At 46.1% G+C, this 18,916-nt stretch carries 16 protein-coding genes; all 16 read right to left on the bottom strand.

The window, feature by feature from the left end; translation table 11 throughout:
* Window positions 1-42: 42 nt before the first annotated feature.
* Window positions 43-1,386, bottom strand: a complete 1,344-nt coding sequence (locus tag HXT47_RS02100; protein ID WP_421789381.1) for a SufS family cysteine desulfurase — start codon at window positions 1,384-1,386, stop codon at window positions 43-45.
* A gap of 94 nt (window positions 1,387-1,480) precedes the next feature.
* Window positions 1,481-2,257: a Fe-S cluster assembly ATPase SufC gene (gene sufC, locus HXT47_RS02095; protein WP_004105229.1), complete on the bottom strand. Its 777-nt coding sequence runs from the start codon at window positions 2,255-2,257 to the stop codon at window positions 1,481-1,483.
* 30 nt (window positions 2,258-2,287) lie between these two features.
* Complete coding sequence (gene sufD, locus HXT47_RS02090; protein ID WP_004119251.1) at window positions 2,288-3,577, bottom strand: Fe-S cluster assembly protein SufD; 1,290 nt, start codon at window positions 3,575-3,577, stop codon at window positions 2,288-2,290.
* Entirely contained in the window at window positions 3,577-5,154 is a 1,578-nt protein-coding gene (gene sufB / locus HXT47_RS02085) for a Fe-S cluster assembly protein SufB (RefSeq protein WP_032835345.1), read from the bottom strand. The genes sufD and sufB overlap by 1 nt, the downstream gene beginning before the upstream one ends.
* 410 nt (window positions 5,155-5,564) lie before the next feature.
* Window positions 5,565-7,247, bottom strand: a complete 1,683-nt coding sequence (locus HXT47_RS02080) for a CTP synthase (RefSeq protein ID WP_004119263.1) — start codon at window positions 7,245-7,247, stop codon at window positions 5,565-5,567.
* A 62-nt stretch (window positions 7,248-7,309) separates the two neighbouring features.
* Window positions 7,310-7,765, bottom strand: a complete 456-nt coding sequence (gene aroQ, locus HXT47_RS02075; protein ID WP_076002657.1) for a type II 3-dehydroquinate dehydratase — start codon at window positions 7,763-7,765, stop codon at window positions 7,310-7,312.
* A 19-nt stretch (window positions 7,766-7,784) separates the two neighbouring features.
* A complete protein-coding gene (locus HXT47_RS02070; RefSeq protein WP_116442612.1) occupies window positions 7,785-9,467 on the bottom strand; it encodes a bifunctional shikimate kinase/3-dehydroquinate synthase in 1,683 nt (560 codons plus the stop codon).
* Complete coding sequence (gene aroC, locus HXT47_RS02065; protein WP_112928516.1) at window positions 9,464-10,651, bottom strand: chorismate synthase; 1,188 nt, start codon at window positions 10,649-10,651, stop codon at window positions 9,464-9,466. The genes HXT47_RS02070 and aroC overlap by 4 nt, the downstream gene beginning before the upstream one ends.
* 49 nt (window positions 10,652-10,700) lie before the next feature.
* Entirely contained in the window at window positions 10,701-11,117 is a 417-nt protein-coding gene (locus HXT47_RS02060; RefSeq protein WP_004105258.1) for a hypothetical protein, read from the bottom strand.
* Between the two features lie 508 nt (window positions 11,118-11,625).
* Entirely contained in the window at window positions 11,626-12,807 is a 1,182-nt protein-coding gene (gene mltG, locus HXT47_RS02055) for an endolytic transglycosylase MltG (protein WP_064340386.1), read from the bottom strand.
* 48 nt (window positions 12,808-12,855) lie between these two features.
* Complete coding sequence (gene ruvX, locus HXT47_RS02050; RefSeq protein WP_004119274.1) at window positions 12,856-13,320, bottom strand: Holliday junction resolvase RuvX; 465 nt, start codon at window positions 13,318-13,320, stop codon at window positions 12,856-12,858.
* Window positions 13,321-13,373: 53 nt separating this feature from the next.
* Window positions 13,374-16,058, bottom strand: coding sequence for an alanine--tRNA ligase (alaS, locus tag HXT47_RS02045; RefSeq protein ID WP_421789195.1), 2,685 nt, complete (start codon window positions 16,056-16,058; stop codon window positions 13,374-13,376).
* A 206-nt stretch (window positions 16,059-16,264) separates the two neighbouring features.
* A complete protein-coding gene (locus HXT47_RS02040; RefSeq protein ID WP_004105270.1) occupies window positions 16,265-16,510 on the bottom strand; it encodes a hypothetical protein in 246 nt (81 codons plus the stop codon).
* Window positions 16,510-16,956 carry a DUF948 domain-containing protein gene (locus tag HXT47_RS02035; RefSeq protein ID WP_004105272.1) on the bottom strand — a complete coding sequence of 149 codons (447 nt, stop codon included), beginning with the start codon at window positions 16,954-16,956 and terminating at the stop codon, window positions 16,510-16,512. The genes HXT47_RS02040 and HXT47_RS02035 overlap by 1 nt, the downstream gene beginning before the upstream one ends.
* A gap of 147 nt (window positions 16,957-17,103) precedes the next feature.
* A complete protein-coding gene (locus tag HXT47_RS02030) occupies window positions 17,104-17,778 on the bottom strand; it encodes a histidine phosphatase family protein (protein ID WP_064340384.1) in 675 nt (224 codons plus the stop codon).
* Window positions 17,779-17,970: 192 nt separating this feature from the next.
* Window positions 17,971-18,597: a 30S ribosomal protein S4 gene (gene rpsD / locus HXT47_RS02025; RefSeq protein ID WP_004105277.1), complete on the bottom strand. Its 627-nt coding sequence runs from the start codon at window positions 18,595-18,597 to the stop codon at window positions 17,971-17,973.
* Window positions 18,598-18,916: the final 319 nt, after the last annotated feature.

The raw sequence follows: 18,916 nt of genomic DNA, 5'->3' as shown, positions 1-18,916 counted from the left end.
TTGACTAACTCGCTAACTTCTCCAACTCGCTCGCTAACAATATTATGCGCCAAAGTAGGCGCGAACGTGTGAGACTGCTTCAACAAGCGCACGAGCCTCGTCAACTGTATTGTAAACACCAACAGACGCGCGATTCGAAGCGTACACACCAAAATGACGGTGAATCGGCTGAGCACAATGGTGCCCGACGCGAATCGCAATGCCCTTCGCGTCCAAAAACTGTCCAACATCGTGCGGATGCACACCTTCAACTTCAAAAGCAACTGTGCCAATTCGATTCTCTAAATCAGTCGGACCCAAAACGCGAACGCCTGGAACATCCCGTAATTTTAGCAATTCTGCAGCAATTTCCTGCTCATGCTCTGCAACTCGGTTCATGTCCAACGAGCGCAGCCAATCCGCTGCAACTCCTGCCGCAACCATTTGCGCAACAGGCTGAGTTCCAGCCTCAAAGCGGTAAGGCACATCCATGTATTGCGCCGACTTGTTAAGCCAAGCAAGCTCCACCATTGAGCCGCCAAAATTCGCAGGCGGAAGCGCGTTCAAAAGCTCGCGACGACCATACAAGAATCCAACTCCCGTAGGACCATACATTTTATGCGCACTAAATGCCGCAAAATCAACGTCTAATGCGTGAAAATCAACTGGAATATGCGGAACTGACTGGCATGCGTCAAGCACAAAAATCGCGCCGACTTCGTGAGCGCGCTTGCAAATCGACGAAACGTCCGTAATAGCGCCAGTAACGTTGCTAATATGCGTAACTGCAACGATTTTCGTGCGCTCGTCAATAATTGTTCGCAAATAATCTGTATCCGTGCGCACGCGACCGTCTTCTGTTACATCAATCCAGCGAAGCTCAGCCCCCGTGCGAAGAGCCAGCTCTTGGAATGGAAGCAAAACAGAATGGTGATCCGCGCGAGATACGACTATTACGTCGCCTTCTTGAAGCGCAAAATTTTTGCGGAAATCACTTTTAGAATCAGCCAGATCACTACTGTCTTTTTTGCAGATTTTTGCCTTCGCACTAGCGTTACTAATAGCAGTTGCGAGAAGATTAAGCGCGCCTGTAGCTCCCGAAGTAACAACAATTTCCTCGCTGCCAGCATCTGCGCACGCTCCAACAAGCAACGCAACTTTCGCGCGCGCTTGTTCAAACGCAACCGTCGAAAGTGCAGCCAACTCGTGCGCTCCCCTGTGCACACCAGCGTTAATTGTTTCGTAAAACTCTTTTTCAGCGTCGATTACAACTTGCGGCTTTTGCGAAGTAGCTGCAGAATCCAAGTAAATCAAGGGTTTTCCGTGCACAGTATCGTGAAGCGAAGTGCCGTGAACTGTGCGACTTAAAATCGGAAACTGCGAGCGCAAATCGCTAAATTCTCGCATAATATTTTCTGTAGTCACTGTAGTCATATTAAACCGCTATTTTAACGCTATTTTTACGAATATACAGATAGATTAAACTGCACTTGAACCGCGCTTAAGCCAGCGCCGACTCGGTTGTACCTTCCGGCAAATACTTGTCGTAGCCTTCTTCTTCCAGCTCGTCCGCAAGCTCCGGTCCTGCAGTCTTTACAAAGTGACCTTGCGCAAAAACATGCACAATATCCGGCTTAATATACTTGAGAATTCGTGTGTAATGCGTGACCATCATAATGCCCAAACCGGTGTTTTCTTTGGCGCGATTCACACCTTCAGACACAATTCGAAGCGCGTCAACATCCAAACCAGAATCAGTTTCATCCAAAATTGCAAACTTCGGCTTCAAAAGCTCTAATTGCAAAACTTCCGCGCGCTTCTTTTCGCCGCCAGAGAATCCTTCGTTTACAGAACGCGACGCAAATTTTGGATCCATTCGAAGCTTTTTCATAGCCTCGCTAAGTTCTTTCACCCAGCTTCTTAAAGATGGAGCTTTGCCTTCGACTTCAGTTTTTGCAGTGCGAAGGAAGTTCGTCATAGATACGCCCGGTACCTCTACTGGGTATTGCATTGCGAGGAATAATCCGGCTTTTGCGCGCTCGTCAGGAGTCATTTTCAAAATATCTTCGCCGTCGAGAAGAACTTGACCGGAATCGACTTCATACTTTGGGTGCCCTGCCAAAGTGTATGCAAGAGTAGACTTTCCAGATCCGTTAGGACCCATAATTGCGTGCGTTTCGCCAGAATTAACTGTAAGATTCACGCCTTTTAAGATTTGCTTGCGACCTTCTTTTGTTTCTACAGAAGCGTACAAATCCTTAATTTCCAAAGTTGACATGTTTTTCTCCTATTCTTCCGTTCTTGCAAGTTAGTTTTGTGCAGGTGAGTCTTGTGCAGGCTCTTTTTTCGCAGGCTCTTCCGTTCTTGCAAGACGGCGCTCAATTGCCTTCATTAAGTGATCAACAATTTCCGGAACGCCAATTTCTTCAATCAGCTCGTTAAAGAATCCACGCACAACAAGCTTTCTGGCTTCAATCTCACTAACTCCGCGCGATTGCAAGTAGAAAAGCTCTTCGTCGTCAAATCTACCGACTGAACTTGCGTGACCGGCACCAATAATATTTCCGTTTTCAATTTCCAAATTCGGCTCAGAATCAGCGATTGCTCCAGGAGTGAGCACCAAATTACGATTCAACTCATACGAATCTGTGCCAGGAGCTTCCGGCTTAATAAGCGCGTTTCCAACCCAAGTTGAATGCGCGCCCTTTCCTTCCAAAGCACCCTTGTACACTACTCGCGACTTGCATTCCGGATAATTGTGCACAACCATCGTGCGATGCTCAACATGCTCGCCCGGATCCACAAAATACATGCCGAGCATGTTCAAATCGCCCTGCTCGCCGCCAAAATCCTGATCCATGCGAATGCGCACAACATCTCCGCCAAGAGTGACCATCGTGTGGCGAAGCGAAGCTCCCTCCCCAACGTGAATACGCTGGTTTCCAACGTGCTTGCTGCCCGAATCCCACTCTTGAATAAATGTAGTAGAAACGTGCGCGTGTTTTCCGAGGATAATTTCCACACCTTCTGCAAGTTTCGCGCAGCCGGTATGTTCGATAATAATGTCAGCATTCGAGCGAGAATCCGCTTCGATTACTAAGTGCAGTGCGTCAAGCGCATTAACATTATTACCCTGAATTTTCAGCACGATTGGCTTTTTAATTTCGCCAGATACGTGAAGCACGCGCGCTTGTTTCGTTGCATTCCACGCAACTGCAGCCGCGCGATCAGAAGGCTTCATTTCGGTGTGAGGAGCCTCGTTTTGCGGCTTTACTTGCAAACTTACGGAACCGTCGCTTCCAACATAAGAATCATCCAAAGCAGCTCCACCAACGCCTTCAAGCGTTACTTGAATGCTATTAGATGGTTCAAAACGCTCGAAAAACTCGGAAATTCGCTCAACTGGAGTGTATCGCCAATCTTCCTGCTTACGCGTTGGAATCGCAAAATCTTCCACGTTGAACGAGCGCACGGATTTGTCTGCGCTAGAAGGCATTGCCGCAGGAACCGCATACGGATCATTAGGATCTGCTACAGGAATAGTAATTTCTTTTTCCGTCATTTTATTGCCTAAATTCTCTTTTAAATCTTCGCTCATCAGCCCACGGATCCTTCCATTTGCAACTCAACTAAGCGATTCAACTCAAGCGCGTACTCCATTGGAAGTTCGCGGCTAATCGGCTCTACGAAGCCGCGAACAATCATGCCCATAGCCTCTTTTTCTTCAAGCCCTCGACTCATCAAGTAGAAAAGCTGATCCTCCGAAACCTTGGAAACAGTGGCCTCGTGAGCCATTGAAACGTCGTCTTCACGCACGTCAACATGCGGATAAGTATCCGACCTCGAAAAATCGTCAACAAGCAAAGCATCGCACACAACAGACGAACTAGAGCCCTTCGCGCCCTTAATAATCTTCACAAGACCGCGGTAAGCTGAACGTCCGCCGCCGCGCGAAATCGACTTAGCAACAATCGTTGAACTCGTGTGCGGAGCCAAATGAATCATTTTCGCACCCGTATCTTGATACTGACCGCGTCCAGCAAAGCTCAAAGACATAGTTTCTGCTTTTGCGTACGGCTCAGCAAGAATGCAAGCAGGATACTTCATAGTAGCTTTGGAGCCGATGTTGCCGTCAACCCACTCCATTGTGCCGCCTTCGCGCACGTAAGCTCGCTGAGTTACCAAGTTATACACGTTATTTGACCAGTTTTGAACGGTTGTGTATCGCACGCGCGCATGCTTTTCCACAACAATTTCAACGTTTGCAGCGTGAAGAGAATCCGTGGAATAAATTGGAGCCGTGCAACCCTCAACATAATGCACGTAAGAGCCTTCGTCTGCAATAATCAACGTGCGCTCAAACTGACCCATGTTCGGCGTATTAATGCGGAAGTAAGCCTGAAGCGGAATATCCACGTGCACGCCTTTTGGAACGTACACGAACGAGCCACCACTCCAAGCCGCTGTGTTAAGAGCCGCAAACTTGTTGTCGTCAACTGGAATCACAGTTGCAAAATACTTTTTTACAAGCTCCGGATACTTTTGCACTGCTGTATCCGTATCAACAAAAATTACCCCTTGCGCAGCCAAGTCTTCGCGAATCGAATTGTAAATAACTTCCGACTCATACTGTGCTGCAACGCCTGAAACTAAGCGCTTTTTCTCAGCTTCCGGAATGCCGAGCCTGTCGTAAGTTTTGCGAATATCTTCTGGCAAATCGTCCCAAGTTTTCGCTTGATCGTGAACCGGACGCACGTAGTATTTAAAATCATCCGCGTCAAAACCGCTTAAATCCACGCCCCAATCCGGCATCGGCTTTTGCAAAAATGCGCGGTAACCTTGCAAACGAAGATTTAGCATCCATTCCGGCTCGTGCTTATCAGCGGAAATTGCACGAACAACCGACTCGTCAATACCCTTCTTCGCAGCCTCGCCTGCAGCATCCGAATCATGCCAACCGTAATTGTAATCGCCAAATTCAGCGACAATCTGCTCGTCTTTACGGATTTTCTCTTCGTTTACGCGAGCGCGATCTGCCACATACTGGCTCATTTCAACGTCTGCAGCTTTATTTTTTGCTGAATTATTGCCATCACTTGCTGCAACGCTTGGATCGCCAGTAACGCCAGCATCATTCATATTGCCAGCATCGCTCATATTGCTAGTATCGCTCATAAAGCCTGTTACACCTCCATACTTAACGCACACCTGCGCGCGGTACGTATTAATTGGCAAAAGCTGCTCCCCAAAGCGCTACTTTTGCACTCTCCCCACTCAATTATCACCTATCTAAGGTTACCGCGTAATGCGATTTCTTGGTATAGCCGTGTTACGTGCAAAACGTAATGTTTATCACAATCTAATAAAACATAAACGGCAGAAACTTTACGCAAGTGTAAAGAAAAGGTCGTTTACGCACCAAAAAACGGCAGAAACTTTACAACGCTGTAAAGAAAAGGTCGTTTACGAATTAAAAAGCGGCAAAACTTAGGAAAACCAAGTCTTACCGCTTATTTCTATTTACTTAATTCTTACTTAAGTCCCACTTAAGCTTTACTTAAGCCTTACTTAAATCTTACTTAAGTCTACTTATCTTCCTTGCTATTTTGAGAAGCCTCTTGATGCTCAAGAGCAGCCGCAACCAAGCCAGCAAACAGTGGATGAGGCTTAGTTGGGCGAGATTTAAACTCTGGATGAGCTTGAGTTGCTACGTAGAATGGGTGAACTTCCTTTGGAAGCTCCACAAACTCAGTCAAATTACCATCTGGGCTTTGACCGCTAATACGCAAGCCGGCTTCACGCAAACGATCCTTATATGCCACGTTCACTTCATAACGGTGACGGTGACGCTCAGTAACATGCGTAGTGCCATAAAGCTCAGCAACAATAGAGCCTTCTTCAAGCGTTGCAGGGTAAGAGCCAAGTCTCATTGTGTGACCCATATCTCCCTTACCGGCCACAATATCCTTCTGCTCTTCCATAGTTGCGATTACTGGATCGCCACAATCCTTCTCGAACTCAGTGGAATTAGCATCCTCAAGTCCAAGCACGTGACGAGCGTATTCAATAACCATAGATTGCAAGCCAAGGCAAAGACCAAGCGTTGGCAAACCGTGCTCGCGAGCGTAACGAAGTGCGCCAATTTTACCTTCAATACCGCGAATTCCGAAGCCGCCTGGAATAACCATGCCATCCATTTGGTCAAGAGCCGCAGCCGCACCTTCTTGAGTTTCGCACTTGTCTGCAGCAACCCAGCGCACGTTTACCTTAGCCCAGTTTGCAAAACCGCCAGCCTTGATAGCTTCAGTAACAGAAAGGTACGCATCTGGCAAATCAATATACTTACCAACGATTGCAATGTTCAGCTCATGCTTTGGATGATGCACGCGCTCAAGCAAATCTTCCCACTCGTTCCAATCAACATCGTGGAATGGAAGCTCAAGTTCGCGCACAACGTAAGCGTCCAAGCCTTCGTTGAACAAAATCTTCGGCACATCGTAAATGCTTGGAGCGTCGACGCAGTTCACAACGCCTTCAGCATCGACATCGCACATAAGCGAAATCTTGTCTTTAATGCCTTGATTAAGCGGACGATCCGAACGCAAGACAAGCGCATCTGGAGAAATGCCAAGAGAGCGAAGCATCATAACAGAATGCTGAGTTGGCTTAGTTTTCAATTCGTGAGCTGCAGCAATATAAGGCACCAAAGAAACGTGCACAAACATGCAGTTTTCAGGACCTAAATCGCGACGAACTTCGCGAGCTGCCTCCAAAAATGGCTGGGACTCAATATCGCCAACCGTTCCGCCAATTTCCGTAATAATAACGTCTACATCGTCGGAAGCTTGAGCGCGCATACGCGACTTGATTTCACCAGTAATATGCGGAATAACCTGCACGCACTGACCCAAATATTCGCCAGCGCGCTCCTTACGAAGCACAGACTGATAAATCTGACCAGTTGTAACATTCGCTTTCTGGCTTAAGAAAACATCGAGGAATCGCTCGTAATGACCAATATCGAGATCTGTTTCTGCACCATCTTCCGTAACATAGACTTCACCATGCTGGAATGGGTTCATTGTACCCGGGTCAACATTGATATAAGGATCGAGTTTTTGTTGTAATACATGCAATCCGCGACTGCGTAAAAGTCGGCCTAAAGATGATGCTGTAAGGCCTTTTCCGAGGGACGAAACTACGCCACCAGTGACAAAAATATGCTTTGTAATATGCTCCTGAGAGTTACCATGTTGTCTTCTAACCATGGAACTCCATAGTATCTTCGAGCCTCGACGCTGGGTGTTGATTCGCAAAAAATCGAACAAAATCAAACAAGATGCGCAACAGCTTCCAAAGCGAGCTTATAGCCGTACAATCCCATGCCTGTAATAGTGCCGGTTGCAACAGGACTAATTACGCTAATTTTACGAAAAGCATCGCGCGCAGCAGGATTAGAAATATGCACTTCCATTAACGGAACTCCAGCATCCAAAACCATGTGAGCCGCGTCCGCGAGCGCGTAACTGTAGTGCGTAAAAGCGGCAGGATTCATAACAACGGGCGTATGAGTATCGGCAGCTTCGTGCATCCAGTGAACCATTTGAGCTTCGTCGTCACTTTGGCGCACTTCTACTTCAAACCCAAGTTCCGCACCCCACTTTTCGCATTTCTCGCGCAAAGTTTCAAAGTTCTCGCTACCGTACACGTCCGGCTGTCGCACGCCTAAACGACCTAAATTCGGTCCGTTTACAACAAGCACTTTTTTTGTATGCTGATTTTCCATTTTTACCTCGCAAGATTAATTAATTTTGCTTATAAACGCGCTCAAAAGCTTCTTTAACTGCTTCAATAGGCGGGTTGTCAAGATGAATAGGATTCGAAATACCATCCAAAATTACGAAACGTAGCATGTTGCCGCGCGCTTTTTTGTCGCGATGCATAAGGTTAAGCACGCACTCAAAAGCAGCATCCGCATCTTTTGCACACTGCCACGAAGTTGGCAATCCAAGCGAATCCAAAAGCGAACGATGATACGCAACGTCTCCCGCATCCAAATATCCTAAAATTTGCGCAAGCTCCGCCGCAAAAACCATGCCAACAGCTACAGCGTTTCCATGACGCCAGCGGAAATGCTCAATCTGCTCAATCGCGTGGCCAAGCGTATGCCCGTAGTTCAAAAACTCGCGCAAACCCTGCTCTTTTAAATCGCTCGATACGTGATACACCTTTACTTTAACTGTGCGTTCAATAAGCTCCACGAGCAGTTCGTGAAGTTCGTTATTATTTTCTAAATCATCCCCATTAAATTCACGCAAAAGCTTCGCATTATTGGCATCGCTAAGAATCTTCAAAATTTCACCGTCGCGAATAAAACCAGATTTTGCAACCTCACCCAAGCCTTCAATAAGAATATCGTTTGGAAGAGTTGCAAGCGTAGAAGTATCTGCTAAAACGCCAGCTGGAGTGTAAAAGCTGCCGACTAGATTCTTTCCAGCATCCGTATTAATACCAGTTTTACCGCCCGTAGACGCGTCAACCATCGCAAGAAGCGAAGTAGGGCAGTTTACATAGCGAATTCCACGCATCCAAGTTGCAGCAACAAAGCCAGCGACATCCGTTGCTGCTCCCCCGCCTAAACCAACAATTGCATCCGAACGAGTAAAACCAGCTTCTGCCAAGTTAGCCCACAATCCGCTTGCAACTTTAATAGTTTTTCCAGCTTCTGCATCCGGAATTAGCATGTCGAAAACTTCGTAACCAGATTGGCGCAAAATAGTTCGAGCTTTGTCGCTATGACGCTGAACAGGTTGCGTGTGAACTAACGCCACTTTAACCGGCTTAGTTCCAAGCATTTGCGGCAGAAGTTGCATTGCACCGTCGCCAATTCGCACATCGTATGGTTCAATTCCCTCACCTGTTACGTGCACAATACGTTGCATAATCATATTCCTTAATTTTTCTGCAGCCATATACGGAGTCGAACCTTTTGTTTGCATGTGGATATTCGATACCGCCTTAAAAACAGGATCTCTCTGCTCAAATAATTCCATCCAACGCTTTTGCGCATCTTCTCCAGAAAACATAGGACGATTATTATTCCAGCTTGCGCGCTCAATAGCCTCTTTAGCATTTGCTTGCAAATACACAACGCGACCACCACTACGCATATACTCACGCAAAACTTTTTGAGTTTCTTCACGCATAGGCGCACCGCCACCAAGCGAAACTATTCCCTTTGTAGAATCTTCTGCAGATGTATCTCCTAAAATTGCCTCTCGCACTATGCGAGCTTCTATTTCACGAAAAGCATCCTGGCCATATTCCTCGAAATATTGCGGTATTGACATATCAATATCGCACTCGATCATGTCATCTGTATCATAAAAAGGCAGATTCATAAGATGCGCAACTTCACGGCCAACACGCGTTTTTCCAGCAGCAGGCATGCCAATAATAACAGCTAGCGGAAGTTTAGTGTTGCTCATTTCATATTCTCCGGCCAGGAAGCTACGTAAGACTCCACATTTCGGCGCGTTTCTTGCAAAGAATCTCCGCCGAATTTTTCCAAAGCATACTTAGCTAAAGTAAGCCTTACCATCGCTTCTGCAACTACAGAAGCAGCTGGCACAGCAGTGAAATCTGAGCGCTGATTAATAGCTTGAGCAGCTTCGCCAGTAAGCACATCCACTGTGCACAAAGCGCGTGGAATAGACGGAATTGGTTTCATTGCAGCGCGCACGCGAATAATTTCGCCGTTCGACATTCCGCCTTCAATTCCTCCAGCTCGATTAGTAAGACGCTTAATTTTCCCGTTTTCGCCTGTTACCATTTCGTCGTGCGCGGCCGATCCAGGGCGATCTGCCTCTGCAAAACCGTCGCCAATTTCCACGCCTTTAATAGCCTGAATTCCCATAATCGCGCTCGCGAGAGCCGCATCCAATCGACGATCCGACTCAACGTATGTGCCAACTCCTGCAGGCATACCGTAAGCAAGCACTTCCACTACTCCACCGAGCGTATCTGCATTTGCTTTTGCTTCGTCGATGCGAGCCATCATTTTAGCTTCAGCATCTTTGTCGAGAGTGCGAACTGGAGAAGCATCCAGAGCGGCAACATCATCTGGTGTTGGTAAAGCTAAACTTTTGTTAGTGTATTCGCCGCCGATGCCGATAACATGCGCAACTGTGCGCACACCCAAAGCCTGCTGTAAAAACGCATCAGCAATAGCACCCAAAGCCACACGAGAAGCTGTTTCCCTAGCACTCGAACGCTCCAAAACTTCGCGAGCATCATTAAAACCGTACTTGCGCATGCCAGTTAAATCCGCATGACCTGGGCGAGGACGGCTCAAAGGAGCATTTCTGCCAACTTGCTCAACCTCGTGATCCAAAGGATCTGCACTCATTACTTCGGTCCACTTTGGCCACTCTGTATTCGCGATTTCTACAGCAATCGGAGAACCAAGCGTTACGCCGTGGCGAACTCCAGTTAAAAGACGCACTTTGTCTTGCTCAAACTTCATACGCGCTCCACGACCATAACCAAGGCGACGGCGAGCAAGTGCCGAAACTACATCGTTGCTAGTAATGTGCACGCCAGCCGGCAAACCTTCAATCATGGCTACTAACGCTTCACCGTGCGACTCCCCTGCCGTTTGCCATCTAAGCATGCCATTTCTCCATTCTCAAGTAATTTACGCGTCTAAATACTCTACTCTACTAACTACCAAGTATTGAGCTGGTTGTTATTGACAGCAATGCTGCGAGTATTGCAGATATTGCTTCTACTGGTACGAATGGTATTGATGCGTTGGTTGGAGAGCAGATTTTGCAGTAAATTTTCCATAGCAAAAGCCAAAGTAAGCCAACTGCTCCAACTAAAGCGAACCAGTAAATTAAGCAGTCAAAGCCGAATAATACCAAGGCTTGCGCAATCATTGACGCGCTCGTAACATCTCCGAAGCCAATAGCATTTTTTGCGGAAATTTTTCGCATACTCCAGTAAATTACAAAAATAATTACGCAAGAAATCCAGCCGAAAATAAGCACGCTAATATTTCTAAATAAAATAATCGAATATATGAGATTCGCAAAAGATTGAAAAATTCCTGCAATAACAACCCAAAGTCTTGGCACTACGCGACTTTTTATGTCTGTTGCGCAAACTGAAATTAAACATGTGAGCGTTGGTAGCACCGATAGTATCGTAATAATTAATTGCTTCATTAAAGCAGATTACGAAAACTTGCGAAACTGTTACAACCTCAACACATCTATGTGGTTAAAAGCTATATTTTTATTTAATATTTTAATTTCGCACCATTCAGTCGTGTGGATATCAGTGTGGTAGAGATTTGAGATTTTTCGCACTGAGCGCGGCGAACGTCAGAGCCGCAGGCTGCTGATTCGCCAAGCGAAGAAGAAAAATCGAAAAATCTCTGCGATAAGGCACGGTTATTAATGATTAAGCACGCAGAGTTTGGGGGATTTCTCTACGAGCAATAAAAGAGGACTGAGGAAGCAACATTCCTTAAGAACAAAGCAGACAGTAAAATCTTTAACAGCCAGAGCGACGAAGGACGGGAACTTGCGAGGAGAGAAATCCCCCAAAACTCGCGCCACAGCAAACAAAAATAAGCTTAGTTTAGTTGCCTTCGGGATTATTGCGCTTGTACTCGTCGCGGAATTTCAAAAAGTCGTCTTTGTTATCCGCAAACTTCGTTTCACCAGTCTTCAAATTCGTAGTGACGAAGTAAAGCCATGGACCATCTTGAGGCTTAATGGTTGCAAGCAACGCGCTGTCGCCAGCAATGCCAATAGGCGTAGGGGTCAAACCCTTATGAATACGTGTATTATACGGATTATTTGCATCGTCAAGCATTGCTTGCGTGAGTTTAATAGGTTTTACTCCTGCGCCGTAACCAACAGTAGAATCCATTCCTAACGGCATATCTTTTGCCAAACGGTTCAGTATTACGCGAATAACTTTGCCATAATATTCGCGATTATTCACTTCAGCTTCAGCAATAGACGCCATAATTAAGGCTTTTTCTCTATCTTTACCTTTAGGAATTCCAAGAGAATCAAGTTTTTCAATACGCTTTTTTATCATTGCGGAAAGAATAGCATCCGCACTTTTCATAGCTTTTACGTTATAAACTCCAGGCTCTAGCCAGCCTTCAACGCTACCGTTTGCTTCAGCAGGCAGAATTCCTGCGGCGCCATCAGCTAACGCAGCCTTGAATTTATCTAAACTTATTCCAGATAATGTTGAAGCTTTTTGCAAAACGTCTGCTGCGTGATCCCCTGCACGAACATCAAGGAATCCGCCTGCTTTTGTTTGATCTGAAAGAATATCAACTACATCAATAGCAGCCATATGTTTTTTCAGTGAGTAAACGCCAGGATACAAAATTTTATTATTTGCAGAAACAGCTGAAGTGAATGCAGCTTGCGATTTAACAACATTCGCTTTCACTAGTTTTTCAGCAACTGTAATAGCGCCTTCGCCAGTATCGACTGTAAACTCAACAGATCCATAACCAGGACCCGACCAATCTGCAACAGCTTCACTGTTCTGAGACAAACGCCACGCACGCACAGCACTGTATCCAACGTAACCAACAACACATAGCACGAACACAATCAATATAGCTAAAACTGCTTTTGCTCGACGTTTACGCTTCTTTGCAGCAAGACGCGCTTTTGCTCGTTTGCGAGATTTTCCTGACGAATCTGAACCGTTAGAAGTAGACGATGAAGGAGAATCATCATGCTCAGTCCATTGTGCATGATTGTCAAAGAACTCATCAAAACTATCAGACATTTGACACTCCTCTTCTACTTTCTACTAACTTTTGTTCATTTACTTTTACTAGTTTTGTTGCGCATATTTTGAATCGAGAGCAGACTGCAAAATCAACACTGCCGACTGCTGATCTACCATTGGGCGATGCTTTTTAGTAGAAAGATCTGCTTGCAGAAGCTGACGATGAGCACTTACTGTTGTCAAACGCTCATCTTTCCAAACTACTTCTGGCATATAATCCAATGCCCAATCTTTTTCATCATGCAATATTTGCATGCGTTTTATTAGATTCTTCCCCCAGCGCAGAGCTTTTTTAGCAGATTTTCCTTCAGTGCCATCGAGTTGCAAAGGCAAGCCTATAACAACTTTTTCTACATTGTTATCTTCAATAACTTCAAGCACTTCATCTATAGCACGGAAGGAATCTCCAAACACTTGCACATTACCAATAGGATGTGCAAAGGTGAGACCAGGGTCGGAAAGTGCAAGTCCGACCCTTGCGTCACCTAAATCAATACCTAACCACACCATATTTCGTGTTGCTTTTGGTATGATTCGTAAATTTTTAAGCTGTAAGACACGCACTAGGCGAGCTTAGCTACTTCTGATTTCGCAGCTTCGAGAGCTTCATCAATCTTAGAAGCGTCTGTACCACCGCCCTGAGCGAAGTCTGGCTTGCCGCCACCGCCGCCACCAAGCACCTTGGAAGCAGTACGCACCAAGTCGCCAGCCTTAGCACCAAGACCGCGAGCAGCTTCGTTTGTAGCGACTGCGATCATTGGACGATCGTCCTCATTAACACCAGCAAGTGCAACAACCACTGGAGCATCTTCACCTAAACGAGCGCGAATATCTAGAACTGTCTTACGCAAAGCATCGAATGAGCCAAAGTTGCCAACATTCTTAAGAGCCAACTTAACTTTTTCGTTACTATTCTTTGCTTCATCAACTAATGTTGGTACAGCTTCATTTAATTGAGCTTCGTAAACAGATGCAAGCTTACGATCAGAATCCTTCATCTTGTTAAGCAAAGATTCCAAACGTTCAGCTAACTCGTCTGGACGAGCGTTAACCATGTCTGCTAATTGCGCAACCAAAGTGTGTTCACGAGCGCCATACTCGTACGCAGCTTCACCGCAAAGAGCGTCGATTCTGCGCACACCAGAGCCAATAGAAGACTCGGAAAGAATAGTTACCATACCAATCTTTCCAGTGCTCTTAGCGTGAGTACCGCCACAAAGCTCACGGCTCCAACCGTCGCCGATTTCAACAACGCGCACAACATCGCCGTACTTTTCGCCGAACAAGTGCATTGCTCCAAGCTTAAAAGCGTCGTCGATTGGCATTTCCTTAGGAACTACCTGCAAATCGTCACGAATACGCTCATTTACGCGAGCTTCAACGCGAGAAAGCGCATCCTTATCGACAGCCTTTGGCCACTGGAAGTCGAAACGCAAACGATCTGGATCAACTACAGAACCACGCTGAGTAGCCTGTGGACCAAGCTCTTCGCGCAAAGCCTTGTGAAGAGTGTGAGTAGCGGTGTGAGAACGCGCCAACGCAGCCCTGCGAACCTGATCAATATTCGTGTTTACAGGAGAACCAACGCTCAAAGTACCTTCAGTAAGTCGGCAGCTGTGAACAATCAAATCCTTGATTGGACGCTGAACATCGTCGACTTCCAAAATTGCGCCGTCGTCGGAAATAATCTCACCTTGATCTGCAATCTGACCGCCGCGCTCAGCATAGAATGGCGTGCGATCGAGAATAATCTCAACGTTTGCAGGAGCTGTGACGCTTTTAACAGAACCCTTGCCTGCTTCAACAATTGCCAAAACGTTTGAACGACTTGAGAAGTCGGTGTAACCGAGGAAGTCGATTGACTTTTCGAGCGACTTCTTAATATCGTCGTAAACGCTAACGTCCACATTGTGACGCTTCTTCAAAGCGTCAGCGCGAGCGCGACCTTTCTGCTCGCTCATAAGCTCGCGGAACTTAGCTTCGTCGACCTTAACACCCTGCTCGGCTGCCATCTCAAGAGTAAGCTCAATTGGGAAGCCGTAAGTATCGTGCAAAGTAAACGCGTCAGAGCCGCCAACCATAGGGTCATCCTTGTGCTCTTTCTTAGCTTTTTCAACAGCCAAGTCGAGAATAGTTGTGCCCTTTTCAAGAGTGCGACGGAAAGCGTCCTCTTCACCGTAAGCCGCTTCGCTAACCTCGTGGAAAGTATCGTTAAGCTCTGGATAGCTTGGCTCCATAGCAGACTTAGAAACTGGGAACAAGGTTGGTAAAACTGGATCTTGCACACCAAGCATACGCATTGCGCGAACAGTTCTGCGAAGAAGACGACGAAGCACATAGCCGCGGCCAACATTACTTGGACGCACGCCATCACTCATAATCATCAAAGCGGAACGCACGTGATCTGCTACAACGCGGAAACGCACGTCAGCATCATTATTATCGCCGTACTTTACGCCGCTAAGCTTTTCTGCAGCTTCAATAACTGGGTAAACTTCGTCAGTTTCGTAAATATTTTCCTTACCTTGCATAAGGTAAGCCAAACGCTCCAAACCAGCGCCAGTATCAATATTCTTTTGATCGAGTTCGCCAGCAATATGCAAATCAGTCTTAGATTTGACGTTATCTACCTGGTAATTTTCGAAAACCAAATCCCAAATCTCAATAAAGCGAGATTCGTCAGCAGCTGGGCCTCCGTCGCGACCATACTTAGGACCGCGATCCACGTAGATTTCGGAGCATGGGCCGCCAGGACCAGGACCGCCGGTAGTCCAGAAGTTATCTTCCATACCGAAAACTTGCATATGCTCTGGGTCGAAGCCTTCGTTCTTCCAAATTGCGCGGGCTTCATCGTCGTCAGTATAAGTAGTAACCCAAAGCTTTTCAGGGTCAAAACCGTAGCCGCCCTTATCTTGAGGACTAGTTAAAAGCTCCCAAGCGTAGTGAATAGCTTCCTCTTTAAAATAATCACCAAACGAGAAGTTACCAACCATCTGGAAGAAGGTGCCGTGACGAGTAGTTTTACCAACTTCGTCAATATCTAGAGTGCGAACGCACTTCTGATTCGAAGCCATACGACGCGAAGGAGGCGTCTGCTCACCAAGCAAGTAAGGAATAAACGGCACCATGCCGGCAATAGTAAACAATGTTGTTGGATTCGGCGAAATAAGAGAAGCCGAAGGAACAACCATATGACCATTCTTGGCAAAATAGTCAAGATAACGCTTTGCAATTTCTGCTGTGCGCATACGTACGAACTCCTTGTGTAATTTTTAGCAAGACCCACGCAAACCGTCACAAATAACCGTCACAAACAAAAGCCACATGCAACGCTCACACGAAATCGTGCCGCATGACGCACGACGCAATCATGCAAACATTCAATATAGTACTTCAATACTTAACTTAACTAAACTTAGCAAAGTAACGAAATTATGAAAAACTCGTTTTTTATTTAAAATTCCCTATTTCTACGATTAGCATAACGAGAATTAAGCTCAGCTTCATGCTCTTTACGGCTAGTATTGAAATCTTTAAACAATCCCATTACTGTGCGCAATGTGATATTTTTCGGTTCCTCATCAAATATAAAACGACTAGCAGAAGACGGCATTTTTGCTTTAACATATGCACGAGCCTTCGTAACTGTAAGAACACCAATTACAATGCCAACAAACATCCAAAATAAACGCTTGAACATTACTCCCCCCTGCTTGCATTATTAGTTGCATTCTTGTCAGAGGATTCTTTTGAAGCGTTACGATTGGCACTATTCTTGTCTGTTGGCACAGTCGGCTTATTGAAGAAAGAAGAAACAGTATCTTTTAGAGCGTAACCGGCAGCTGCAATTTTTACGAGCGGTTTTCCAAGGAAAGCACCATACAAATCTGTTAGAGCACTAATATTTGTAACGGTTGTGCGAGTAGCTCCTGAAACAGCGTTTACGTCGTCAAGAGTCTTATTAACTTGCTTAATAGTTGTAACAGACTCATCGATTGCCGGCATCGCATGCTCACCCGACTCTTTAATTGTTTTCGCAATCTGATCAAACAATCTGCCTAATCTGATTAACGGATAAATCAAAAAGCCAGAAAGCACGGCAAACGCAATCGCAGCAATAAGAGCAGCTATGTCTCCAACGCTCATCGTAACCTCTTTCTATACCATTTTGCCTAAGATTTCGCAGTATCAAAAGCCATACAACAGCAAATCAAACTACGTATTAAAACCCTTCGCAATGACTTAAGATTAACGAACGGTAAAGACGCATATAACAAAGTTAAACAGTAGAATCTACTCGTTATAGCCTCGAATAGTAATGGCATTATCAATAGGTTTGGTAGTGTCAAAATCAAGTCTGGTTACGCTTCCGTTTTGAGGACGTTCGCTTAAATCGTAGCCTGCAGGCGCAAAACGGTGCATAAGACTTAGCAGAGTGTTGCCATGCGAAATTTGCAAAATATTATCTCCATCGTTAAGCAAAGAATTTGAAGCAATTAACGCAAAACCTTCTTCTACGCGAGTCCAATATTCGATATCTGATTCGGCATCGTGAAAAGGATCCGCTTCTTTAAGCATGTCACGCGTGGCTGCAAGCCCAAATTTTTCAACGATTTCGTTATAAGTGTGCGCTCCGTGAGGCGCTCCTGCAGCCCACCAAGCCATTTGCATATCTTGACCTTCAAAATAGCCGTAGCATTGCTCGCGAAAATGCATATCGCTTATAAGCGTCGGGCGCACGTTACCGGCAGCTTCATTTGCATCGAGAATACGTTGTGCTGTGATTTGCGCACGAGTAGTATCCGAACAGTAAGCTGCAGCAAAAGCAATATTTTCTAGCTTTTTTGCAGCCGTGTCCGCATCTTTCAAACCTTTTTCAGTAAGCGGAGAATTTGACCAGCCTTGCAGTCGATTATAGCGATTAAATAGCGTCTGTCCGTGACGCACTAAATAAAGATGCAGCAACATAGCTCCATTATTGCACTAAGCGGTACATAACTGTCGAAAACACCAAATCATTTGGTGAAATAAACAAAATTCGCAACGAAACTGTCGAAAACACCAAACCAACCGATGAAATCGACAAAAACGCATTGACCCCTGCCACGCGAACGCGCAACAGGGGTCAAGCGGTATGTCCTTAAGAATTAAATCGGCGAATTAACGAGCGTAGTATTCGACGACGTACTGAATGTTGACTTCAACTGGAATCTGATCGACTTCCGGCTTACGAGTCAAAGTAGCCTTCAAAGAGGCAAGATTCACATCGAGGTAACCAGGAACTGCTGGCAAAACGTCGCGATGAACGCCTTCTGCAGCCATCTGGAATGGAACCATGGTCTGGCTCTTGGCACGAACCTGAATGGTCTGACCTGGCTTCACACGGTAAGATGGGCGATCAACAAGATTGCCATCAACCAAAATATGACGATGTACAACAAACTGACGAGCCTGGGCGGTGGTGCGAGCAAAGCCTGCGCGCAAAACCAAAGCATCAAGACGAGTTTCCAAATCGGTGAGCATTGCGTCACCGGTCTGGCCTGCAGTGTGCGTACCCTTCTCGTAAGCAGCACGAAGCTGCTTCTCGGAGATGCCGTACTGAGCGCGAAGACGCTGCTTCTCGCGAAGACGTACTGCGTAATCGGACTCGGTGCGACGACGAGTGCGACCGTGCTCACCTGGAGCATATGGACGCTTCTCGAAGATACGCTGAGCCTTTGGGGTCAAAGCGATGCCGAGGGCGCGAGAAAGACGCACCTGACGGCGAGAACGCTGAATATTAGTCATAACTAATCCTTTAATTCTGTCGTTATCTGAACGGAACGTGAACCAAGTTTTTAGTCGATTGCAAAATCGCCTAAAAATTACTCACGCTGAGCCAGCCTCTCCAGTGCTTCTTCGTGCTAACACACGAACGCGCAAGTATTAAAACGTTGAAATAACGCCATAACTACCGCACGCCGACCCACTGATGGGCTAAGGCTCCAGATGATGCTTACACAAAATAGGCATCGTTTCTGATTCTACACACCCGTAAGAATAATTGTTGATATTTTTCGTACTGAGCGCGAAACTCACGTTGTAAGTTCCCCGGCAAATGTTCCAC

Origin of the sequence: Gardnerella sp. DNF01205, from assembly GCF_049244135.1 — a bacterium.
GTDB lineage: Bacteria > Actinomycetota > Actinomycetes > Actinomycetales > Bifidobacteriaceae > Bifidobacterium > Bifidobacterium leopoldii.
The sequence above is the reverse complement of the archived record's forward strand: the minus strand, read 5'-3'. Positions and strand labels throughout refer to the sequence as shown.